Genomic DNA, 10,049 nt, shown 5'->3' on the forward strand with positions numbered 1-10,049 from the left:
CGGTCAGATGTGCAGGGGGAGTTCGACTGTGATCACCGTAGGTCCTCCGGCCGGGCTGTGAATGTCGATCATGCCGTCCAACGTCTGGACCCGGGCGGCCAGTCCGCGTAAACCGGATCCGGTGCCGATCGCCGCGCCGCCAGTGCCGTCGTCGCGCACCCGCAGGATCAGCAGCCCATCACGTACCCGTACCGCGATGGCGGCGTGCCTGGCGCCGCTGTGCTTGACCACGTTGGCGAGCAGTTCCGTCGTGCAGAAGTAGGCGATGGCCTCGATGGCCGGAGCCGGTCGCGCGGGCAGGTCGGCTTCGAACCGGGCGGGGATCGGGCTCCGTGCGGTGAGCGTGGCCAGGGCGACCTCCAGCCCTTGGTCGAGTGCCGGCGGGTGGATGCCGCGGATCAGGTCACGCAGCTCGGCCATGGTCTCCTTGGCGATGCGGTGCGCGCTGCCGACGAGGATGCGGGCGCGCTGGAGCCGTTCGGGCTGGTCGGCCTGCTCGAGCTCGTCCTGAGCCATGCCAAGGCTCATGGCCAGCGTCACCAGCCGTGCCGCCGTCCCGTCGTGCAGGTCTCGTTCGATCCGGCGGAGCCTGGCGATCGCGTCCTCTGCGGCCAGCGCCCGTGCCTGCTCCAGCCGGCGGATCCGGGTGTCGCCCGGCGCGGGCCCGAGCAGCGTACGGGCGAGCATGCGCTCGGGGGCCAGGGCGAGGTGGACGCCCCACGGGGCGAGGAGCAGCAGCGCCAGTCCGGCGACGCTCACCAGCGCCGCAACCGGCCAGCCGGGGGGAGACAGGTGCGCCAAGGCGGAGAACTGCCCCCACAGGGGGCAGCCGAGCAGAAGCAGGCCGCCTCCCCACAACCCGGCGGCGGCCGCACAGGCGACCACGGCCGCCGGCAGCCGGAGCAGGCTATGGATGACGGCGCGCCATCCCGTCACGTCACCGAGCGCCGCGCCGAGCCGGTTCAGCAGGCCCGGCCCGGCACAGAACGGGCCGGGATCGGGCACCCGCACCCCGGCCCACGCTCGTGCCAGCCGTCGATTGGCCGTGCCGAGCCCTCTGGCCGCCATCACGCTCAGGGCCAGCATCGGCACTCCGACGAGATTCGCCGTCAAGATGACGCTCAGCAGCACGAGAACGAGATGGACCAGGCCGGCTCCCAGCATCAACGGCAACATCAGCACGTAAGCGAGCTCACGCTGCGACCGCTCCCGCACCGGAGTAGTGATCAGCACACGCCACCTCTCTGCTTGCCTGTCCACGCTTCTCCTCGCCAGACGCCGCACGCCGTCCAGCCTGACGGACACGCACGCGCGAGAACACCCGGACAGCCCGTGGGGGACATCCCGAAACCAACACGGAGGACGTCCCGGTGGTGGCCATCCGGTCGGTGTCACCAGAGTGATCACCATGACGACAACCAAGCAGCGGCGCAGGCGCGGTAAGCCCAGAGCACTGGTCATCGGTGTAACGGTGGCGGCGCTGGCAGGAATGACCCCGGGGGCCTCCGCCGCTCGGGATGCGCAGCCGACCTGGCGGGACTGCGCCGGCCAGGGCATACCGGCGGGCATGCAGTGCGCTGCGATCGAGGTGCCGGTGAACTGGGCCAAGCCGGACGGGCCGAAGGTCAAACTGGACCTGGCCCGGCTGCCCGCCACCGAGTCTGCGCGCCGGATCGGCAGCGTGCTGGGGGTTCCCGGCGGTCCCGGGGCCAACGGGATTGACGACCTGAAGCGCGCTGCGACCGACCTCACCGAACTGCGGCGCAGGTTCGACCTCGTCGCCTACAAACCGCGCAACAGCGTGTGGCGCGATCAGATACCCCCATCCTGCATGCAGCCCGGGACGTCACTATTTGAGCCACAGGGCCAGAAGCAGTACAAGGCATTGGCCGCGGCGATGGCCAAGGCCTTCAAAGCCTGCCAGAACGCGGACAAGACCGGCCTGTTCGCCCACATGGACTCGCTGTCGGTGGCCAGGGACATGGACGCGGTTCGCGAGGCTCTGGGCGAGGAACGGCTGAGCTTCATGGCCAACTCCTACGGAGGGGTGCCCGCCGCCGCCTATGCTCGGCTGTTCCCGCAGCGCATCCGAGCCATGTATCTCGACGGGACGATCAACCAGGTCGACGGTTGGCCCGACCAGACGCTACGGACTCTGCCCGTCCTGGAACGGGTCTTCACCAGGTTCACCACCTGGTGTGCGGACACTCCCGCCTGCGCGTTGTACGGACGGGACGCCGGGGCGGTCTGGCGCAAGCTCATTCGAGACGCCGATCGCCAGCCGATCCCAGTCACGTCGTCCGAGTTCGGCAAGGGCGAGCTGACCGGATGGCATCTGAGGAGTTTCGGCTTCATCGGCGACCCCGGACCGAACAACTCGCGGTGGCTGGCCTTCGCTGCGGCGGTCGACAAGGCCCGGGGCGGGGACGGGTCCGGTTTCGCCGATTTCGCTCTCGGCAACGCGCGGATCTGGGCCGCGCCCGGAGTTCTGGCGATGACGTGCGCAGATGACCGTGGCTACAGCAGCTACGCGCAGCTGCAGAAGTTCCGCCGTCAGGCGCAGAAGATCTCGCCGAACTTCGGGGGAGCCTCATTCGACGCGCTCGGATGCACCGGTTGGCCGCTACCGGTCGCCAACCCGTCCCGCCCGCTGCCGACCCGCGGCCTGCCGCCATTCCTGGGAGTCGGCAGCACGTGGGGCGACTACGCATGGACCGAGAGCTTCACCAGGATGATCCCGGGCTCAGTGACCGTCGGCTACGACGGACCTGGCCATGTCATATACCTGTCGGGCAAGAAGTGTCCTATCCAGCACGCCACCACGTACCTGACCGACCTGAGGCTGCCCAAGCCGGGTACCACCTGCCCTGCCGAATGACAGCCATATCGGTTGGAATCGGCTACCGGGTCAGCACCACCGCGAGACCATGAGGAGGCGCGCAGTTGATCGGGTGAGGCCAACGGCTCTCACATCGCAGACCATGGCCCAGATCGACTCGGCGCCTTACCGATAAACTGAACCAGCAGACCGAACCCGTTGACCTGGTTCCGGGAATGCGCAGTATGGACGCCCCTTCGTCGACGGTTCTGACATCACGCACACGCACGCGACGTGAGAGTCCAGGTCGGGACGAAGTTGACAGCATGATCGTTCGGCAAGGCTGGACAGCCTCTAGGCGGCTGCGGAGGACCTCGACCTCGAAGCACTCACGGGCAAGATCGCGAACGTGACCTGCGACAAGTCGAGCTGCCTGAATCCTGACAGCACATGCGACTATTGGTTGTCATATCTGTTGATTTGCTCTCTATGATCCCTTCGTGCTCAATACCTACCAAGCCATCGCGCCCAGGTTTGAGGAAAAGTCCGCCACACTGAGACGACCTCGGTGGCCAAGCTGTGAGACAGCGAGCGTCTTACCTGGTCAGCGCTTCTCGGCTGTCCACGCCCTCTGAGTTCCTACACGTCCACGACGCCGGCAGGCAGGCTGTCCGCGCCGCGGAAGGCGCGCATGGCAGCGGCTACGCAGTTCTGCGTAGACGACTAGTGCCCCGGTACGCCCGTCGTCGTAGGCGCTCGCGCGTCCGGGGGGAAGTGTTCTCGCGCGCGGGAACCGTAGGATCGCGGCATGGAAGACCGCTTCGCGCCGTTGCGCCTGCCTGTGCCGGCGCAGGACGTGTTGCTCACGGTCTTCATCACCGTGATGCAGGTTCAGGGCACGATGGTGCGCAATGCCGGCGAGGTGGTGCAGCGTCCCCTCACCGACCTCGGGAACCTGGGATACGTCCTGCTGATCGTGAGCGGTGTGGTCGTCGCCGGCCGCCGCCGGTGGCCGGTGCCGGTGTTCGTCACCGCCGCGCTCGCCAGCCTGCTCTACTACGGCTTGGGCTTCCCGGACGGGCCGGGCTGGCTCGGGCTCTTCGTCGCCCTCTACACCCTCGCCGCGTACGGTGACGGGCGCCGGTCGCTGGTCACAGCCGGTGTGGGCACCACGGTGCTCGCCATCGGCTGGCTGGTCGCCGCGGCCGACATCGAGCCACGCGCCGCCATCGGCTGGGTGTTCTTCCGGATCGGCGCGTCGGTCATGAGCGCGGCCCTCGGCGAGTCCGTCCGGTCCCGGCGGGTCATCGCGGCCGAAGCCCAGGAGCGCGCCGAGTTGGCCGAACGGACTCGCGAGGAGGAGGCGCGGGCCCGTGTCGACCTGGAACGGCTCCGCATCGCGCGCGAGGTCCACGACACCGTCGCGCACGCCATAGCGATCATCAACGTCCAGTCCGGTGTCACCGCGCACGTCCTCGACAAGAGGCCGGAAGTGGCGCGCGAGGCGCTGCGAGCCATCGAGCAGACCAGCTCCCGGGCGCTGCGGGAGATGCGGGCCATCCTCGGGGTGCTTCGCGACGACGACGGTGACGACGGCGGGCGCGTGCCGTACCCCGGGCTGGGGCAGATCGAGGAGCTGACCGCCAAGGCCCGCGAAGCGGGACTCGACATCAAGCTTGAGGAGACCTCGCCCGCGGCGCCGTTGCCGAGCGCGGTGGGAAGCGCCGCCTACCGAATCCTCCAGGAATCGATCACCAACGTGATCCGCCATGTCGGCCCGACCCGGGTGACGGTGGCGCTGAACCCCGGGATCGAGGCGTTGGAGATCCGCGTGACCGATGAGGGCCGCCTCGCCGTCCCGCCTGATGACCTCGCGGACCCGCATCCGCCGGCCCGGCATCCGGCCGGCGCCGGCGGCTCGGCCAGGCCCGGCCGGGGCATCCTCGGTATGCGCGAGCGCTGTCAGCTGCTGGGTGGGGAGCTCGACGCCAGGCCGCTGCCGGGCGGCGGGTTCGAGGTCAGGGCACGACTGCCCCTCGCGCCGACCGGGTCGCGCCTGTGAACGCGGCCGCCGCGTCACCGCCGGCCGACGCTCCGATCAAGGTGCTGGTCGCCGACGACGAGGGTCTCGTACGTTCTGGGTTCAAGGTCCTGCTCGACCTCGAGGACGACATCACGGTGGTGGGCGAAGCCACCAACGGCGCCGAAGCCGTCGAGCGGGCCCGCGCCACTCGCCCCGACGTCGTCCTCATGGACATCCGCATGCCGAAACTGGACGGGATCCAAGCCACCGCGCAGATCGCCGGGACGCACGGGTTGGAGCGGGTCCGAGTCCTGATCCTCACCACCTACGACACCGACGAGTACGTCTTCGACGCGTTGCAGGCCGGCGCCAGCGGCTTCCTGCTCAAAGACGCCGGACCGGCCGAGCTGCTGCATGCCATCCGGGTGGTCGCCGCCGGAGAGGCGCTGCTCGCGCCGCGGATCACCCGGCGCCTCATCGGCCAGTTCACCGCGCGGCGAACAGCTGCCCGGGCCGCGGAGGACCGGCTCGCGGTGCTGACCGAGCGCGAGCGCGAGGTGCTGGCTCTGGTGGGGCAGGGCCTCAGCAACCACGAGATCGGCGCCGAGCTGTTTCTCAGCCCGGCGACCGCGCGCACCCATGTCAGCCGCGCCATGGCGAAGCTGGGTGCGCGCGACCGTGCGCAACTGGTCGTCATCGCCTACCGGACAGGACTGGTGAGCCGCTGATCCGCGGGCGCTCCTCGGACCGGCCTCGCCGCCCGACCCGGCCCGACGGACCGCCCCGTACGCGGTCCCGGCCCGACGGGCCGCCCCCGTACGCGGTCCCGGTCACGTCGCCGGGGACCTGAGGCCCTTGGACGACAGGGCCGGGACCACCGCCGCGAGCACGGCCAGCAGCGCGCAGCCCGCCGTCACCGCGACGACCGTCCCCCACGGCATCGTCACCCACGGCAGCGTGTCCGCGATCGGCCCGGTGAGCTGGACCAGCGCCGTCCACAGGCCGAAGAGGCTGAGCGCCGTGGCCAGCGCGGCCAGGACGGCCCCGACCGCCACCACCAGCAGCGCCTCGCCCATCACGTACCTCAGGACCTGCGCCCGCGTCGCCCCCAGCAGGCGCAGCGACCCGCGCTCCGCCTCGCGGTCGGACGCGGCCATCAGCAGGGTGTTGACCAGGGCGATCGAGGTGTACGCCAGCATGATGCACAGCACCACCAGCAGGCCCAGCCGGCTGGCCGAGGCGCGGCGCGTGCCGATCTGCAGCTCCCACGCGGCTTTGGTGAGGGCGTCGGCGTTGTGGCCCCGGGTGGCCTGCCGGAGCGCCGCCCCGACCCGCTCCGGCGTCGCACCGGGCCGCAGCTTGACGTACGCCCTGGACGGCAGGGCGGAGAAGGCGTGCGCCGGGGTGACGTAGGAGTCGGCGGCGGAGCGGTCGCCGAGCACGGCCGTGACCGTGAGGGACGTCTCGCTGCCGTCGGCGCGCCACATGGTGACGGACTGGCCGACGTTCAGCTCCCATGTCCGGGACACCGCGATCGTGTCGTCGCGGAGCCCGGCCAGCGAGCCGGCGACGACCGGCACGTCGATGCTCCGGAGCAGCGCTTCGGGATCGACGGCCTCGGCCGGTCGCCGGATCAGCGCGGTCCTGCCTTCGAGGGTGTAGACGCTGGTCGGTGTGGTCGTGGTGACGTCCGCTCCCGGGATGGCGCGCAGGCGCTGGACGAGCTGCCGGTCGAGCCCGGCCGAGCCGGTGGGTATCACGACATAGTCGGCTCGTACCGGCTGCGCCTCCAGCACGGTCCTGGCCGCGTCGCTCATGGCGGCCGCGCCGAGCAGCGAGGCGGCCAGGCCCACCGTGACCAGCACGGGAGCGGCCGTCGCGGCGGTCTGCCGGGCGGAGGCGGCGGCTCCGGCGGCGACGACCGTGCCGCCGGCGCCGCGCAGCCGCTCGACAGGCCAGGTGAGCAGGCGGGTGACGGGCCGCACCACGACGGGCGCGAGCATGCCGACGGCCGCGATGAGCAGCATCAGAACCGGCATGTACGACTTGTTGCCGGTCGCGGACGACGGATCGCCCACGGCCGTCACGGTCATGCTGACCAGCGCCGTGGCGAGAATCGCCAGGCCCGCGACCCACCGGCCGGGCGTCATGGCGCCCTGCTCGACGCTCGACTCGCGCAGGGCCTCGGCCGCGGGCACCCGGCCCGCCCGCCGCGCCGACACGGCGACGCCGAGCAGCGCGACGACCACGCCGGTGCCGAAGGCGATCCACGACGGCACCTGGGAGACGCTCGGCACCAGCCAGCCCGGAGCCATCCCCAGCCCGGCCAGCCAGTCCAGGATCGGACGGGCGCCGAAGGGGCCGAGCAGCGCGCCGGCCGCGGAGGCGGTCACCGCGACCAGCAGCGCCTCGCCGTACACCATGCGCCTGACCTGCGGGACGGTCGCGCCGATCGTCCGCAGCAGGGCGAACTCCCGCCGCCGTTGCCCCACCGCGAACGCGAACGTGGACGAGACCACGAACACGGCGATGAAGCCGGCGAACCCGGCGGCGATGCCGACGATGGTGTTGGCGTTGTCCCGCGCGTTCTCGTCGGCCGCGCGGGAGGGGTCCGCGAGCGCTCTGCCCTGACCGGCCAGAACGCGCGCCTTCCCGCCGACCGCGGCCTCCACCTCGGCGGCGGGCTTCCACAGGGCGAGCGCGGTGACGCGCGGGGAGAGCCGGGCGGCCTGCGCGTCGGAGAAGAAGACCGTGGCCTCGGGACCGGGGGAGGTGACGCCCACGACCGTGTACGCGCCGGCGCCGGAGGCCGTGACGACGGACACCCGATCGCCGACCCGGGCGCCGCCGGTCACCGCGACCTCACGCGCCGAGGCGGGTGCCCGGCCGGTCAGCAGCCGGTGCGGCGCCGTCCTGGCGGCTGCCCACGGGCGCCCCACCGCCGGGGGTCCGCCGGCGAGCTGCGCGGGGAAGGCCCGGTCCACGACCGCTCCGGGCAGCCGCGCGGTCAGCTCGGCGGGTACACCGCGCGGCTCGGCGAGGGGCGCGCTACTGCCGCCCTGCCAGGTGGGCACGGTGAGCCGGTCGTCCGGCACGACGACGACGGGAGCGGCGGCGTAGCGCTGCGGGCCCCGGTCGGGGGAGCCGCTGGTGGTCGCGAGCACCTGGCCGAGCGCGGCGATCAGGGCGGCGCCGAGGGCCAGCGCGGCGAAGGTGCCGGCGAACGAGACCCACCGCGTCCGCAGGGTGGCCAGGGCGATCCTCAGCACGACGCCTCCAGTTGCAGCATGCGGGTGGCGACGAGTTCGGCCGTGGGATCGGCCAGCTCGCCGTACACGCGCCCGTCGGTCAGGAACACCACCCGGTCGGCGTACGAGGCGGCGACCGGGTCGTGCGTGACCATCACGATGGTCTGCGCGTGCCGGTCCACCAGCGTGCGCAGGAGCTGGAGCACCTCCCGGCTGGTGTTGGCGTCGAGGGCGCCGGTCGGCTCGTCGGCGAACAGCACGGCGGGCCTGGTGACCAGGGCCCGTGCGATCGCGACGCGCTGCTGCTGGCCGCCCGACATCTCGGCGGGCCGGTGCCCGGCGCGGCCGGCCAGGCCGACGGCCGCCAGGCCCTGCCGTACCAGCTCGGGGTCGGGGCGGCGGCCGGCCAGGCGCAGGGGGAGGCCGACGTTCTGCTCGGCGGTGAGCGACGGCAGCAGGTTGAACGCCTGGAAGACGAACCCGATCCGGTCGCGCCGCAGCAGCGTGAGCTGCTTGTCGGTGAGCCGGGCCAGGTCACGGCCGTCGACCGTCACCTGTCCGGACGTGGGCCGGTCCAACCCGGCGGCGCACTGCAGCATCGTCGACTTGCCCGAGCCGGACGGCCCCATCACGGCCGTGAACGTACCGGTCCTGAAGCCGATCGTCACGTCGTCGAGCGCGGTGACGCCGTGCGCGTACTGCTTGGTGACCGAGGTCAGATCGACCCCTTGCATGAGATCCACGATGCGAACGCTATGGGCGCCCCACGAGGCGGGGTACCGGACGAGTGACTAGGATTCCGCAGGTGCTTGAGGGACGCGCCCACGACCAGGCGAGGCTGGACACGCTGCTCAGCGAGGCCCGTGAGGGCCGCAGCGCCGTGCTGGTGATCCGCGGGGAGCCGGGCATCGGCAAGACCTCGCTCCTCGCCTACGCGGGCGAGCGGGCCGGGGACATGGCCGTACTGCGCGGCACCGGCATCGAGACCGAGGCGGAGATCCCGTTCTCCTCGCTGCACCTGCTGCTGCGCCCCGTCCTCGCCCGCGTGGACACGCTGCCGGAGCGGCAGGCGGCGGCGCTGAGCGGCGCCCTCGGCATCGGGCCCGCCGGCCGGGACGACGAGTTCCTGGTGGGCCTGGCCGTGCTCTCCCTGCTGTCGGACCTGGCCGACGACGGCCCCCTGCTGTGCCTCGTGGACGACGCGCACTGGCTGGACAGGGCCTCGGCGGCGGCGCTGCGGTTCGCGGCTCACCGCCTGCACGCGGAGGGGGTCGTGCTGCTCTTCGGCGCCCGTGACGGCTTCGACGCCGCGGGGCTGCCCGAGCACGTGCTCGGCGGGCTGGACAGGGAGAGCTCCGAGCGGCTGCTGACAGGGCGTGCGCCCGGTCTCGCCGCTCCCATGCGCGAGCGGATCATCGAGGAGAGCGGCGGCAACCCTCTCGCCCTGCTCGAACTCCAGGAGAGCGCGCCCGCCCAGGGTCCCCTTCCGCTGCCGCGCCGCATCCAGGAGGCGTACGCCGCGCGCATCGCCCGGCTGCCGGCGGACGCCGCGACCGTGCTCGTGCTGGCCGCGGTCGAGGACGGCGGCGAGCTGCCCGTCATCGTGCGGGCCGCCGCGGAGCTCGGCGTCGCCCCGGCGGCCCTCGACACGGCGGAGCGGTCCGGGCTGATCAGGATCGACGGGGCTCACGTGGCGTTCGCCCACCCGCTCATGCGCGCCGCCGCGTTCCGGCACGGCACGTACGCCGCGCGGCTGGAGATGCACCGCGTCCTCGCGCGGCTCCTCGGCGGCCGGCCGGACCGGCAGGCGTGGCACCTGGCCGCGGCGGCGACGGGCCCGGACGAGACGGCCGCGCTGGCGCTGGAGCAGGCCCACGTCCCGTTCGGACACGATCCCGGTGATCGTCACGCCGTCGGAGGAGACCACCACGGCTCCGATGTTGTACTCGGCCAGCGCCGC

General features: G+C 72.2%; 7 protein-coding genes. 4 read left to right on the forward strand and 3 right to left on the reverse strand.

Translation table 11 applies throughout. The features are described from left to right. Positions 1-3: 3 nt before the first annotated feature. The gene (locus ABZS51_RS16930) at positions 4-1,233 is read right to left on the reverse strand and encodes a sensor domain-containing protein (RefSeq protein ID WP_355441345.1); all 1,230 of its coding nucleotides are present in this window, start codon (positions 1,231-1,233) and stop codon (positions 4-6) included. A 175-nt stretch (positions 1,234-1,408) separates the two neighbouring features. On the opposite strand from ABZS51_RS16930, the gene ABZS51_RS16935 reads away from it, so the two are divergent. The 3 genes from ABZS51_RS16935 to ABZS51_RS16945 all read left to right on the forward strand — a co-directional run bounded on the left by ABZS51_RS16935 (position 1,409) and on the right by ABZS51_RS16945 (position 5,569). Beyond that, the gene (locus ABZS51_RS16935) at positions 1,409-2,878 is read left to right on the forward strand and encodes an alpha/beta fold hydrolase (protein ID WP_355441348.1); all 1,470 of its coding nucleotides are present in this window, start codon (positions 1,409-1,411) and stop codon (positions 2,876-2,878) included. 748 nt (positions 2,879-3,626) lie between these two features. Next, a complete protein-coding gene (locus ABZS51_RS16940) occupies positions 3,627-4,880 on the forward strand; it encodes a sensor histidine kinase (RefSeq protein ID WP_355441351.1) in 1,254 nt (417 codons plus the stop codon). Further along, entirely contained in the window at positions 4,877-5,569 is a 693-nt protein-coding gene (locus ABZS51_RS16945) for a response regulator transcription factor (RefSeq protein WP_355441354.1), read from the forward strand. Before ABZS51_RS16940 ends, ABZS51_RS16945 begins: the two co-directional genes overlap by 4 nt. A gap of 102 nt (positions 5,570-5,671) precedes the next feature. Here the strand turns inward: ABZS51_RS16945 and ABZS51_RS16950 are convergent, their stop codons facing one another. Together ABZS51_RS16950 and ABZS51_RS16955 are read right to left on the reverse strand one after the other, a co-directional pair. After that, entirely contained in the window at positions 5,672-8,110 is a 2,439-nt protein-coding gene (locus tag ABZS51_RS16950; RefSeq protein WP_355441357.1) for an ABC transporter permease, read from the reverse strand. Continuing rightward, complete coding sequence (locus tag ABZS51_RS16955; protein WP_355441373.1) at positions 8,104-8,823, reverse strand: ABC transporter ATP-binding protein; 720 nt, start codon at positions 8,821-8,823, stop codon at positions 8,104-8,106. The genes ABZS51_RS16950 and ABZS51_RS16955 overlap by 7 nt, the downstream gene beginning before the upstream one ends. A 71-nt stretch (positions 8,824-8,894) precedes the next feature. Between ABZS51_RS16955 and ABZS51_RS16960 the strand changes: the two genes are divergently transcribed. Further along, a partial coding sequence (locus ABZS51_RS16960) for an AAA family ATPase (protein ID WP_355441360.1) occupies positions 8,895-10,049 on the forward strand: 1,155 nt, incomplete at its 3' end.

The organism is Nonomuraea sp. NPDC005501, from assembly GCF_040605905.1.
GTDB lineage: Bacteria > Actinomycetota > Actinomycetes > Streptosporangiales > Streptosporangiaceae > Nonomuraea.

What these genes read in the sequence shown, in the direction of transcription:
- ABZS51_RS16940 (WP_355441351.1), top strand. Translation starts at nt 3,627, where the DNA reads ATGGAAGACCGCTTCGCGCCGTTGCGCCTGCCTGTGCCGGCGCAGGAC.
- ABZS51_RS16935 (WP_355441348.1), top strand. Translation starts at nt 1,409, where the DNA reads ATGACGACAACCAAGCAGCGGCGCAGGCGCGGTAAGCCCAGAGCACTG.
- ABZS51_RS16955 (WP_355441373.1), bottom strand. Translation starts at nt 8,823, where the DNA reads ATGCAAGGGGTCGATCTGACCTCGGTCACCAAGCAGTACGCGCACGGC.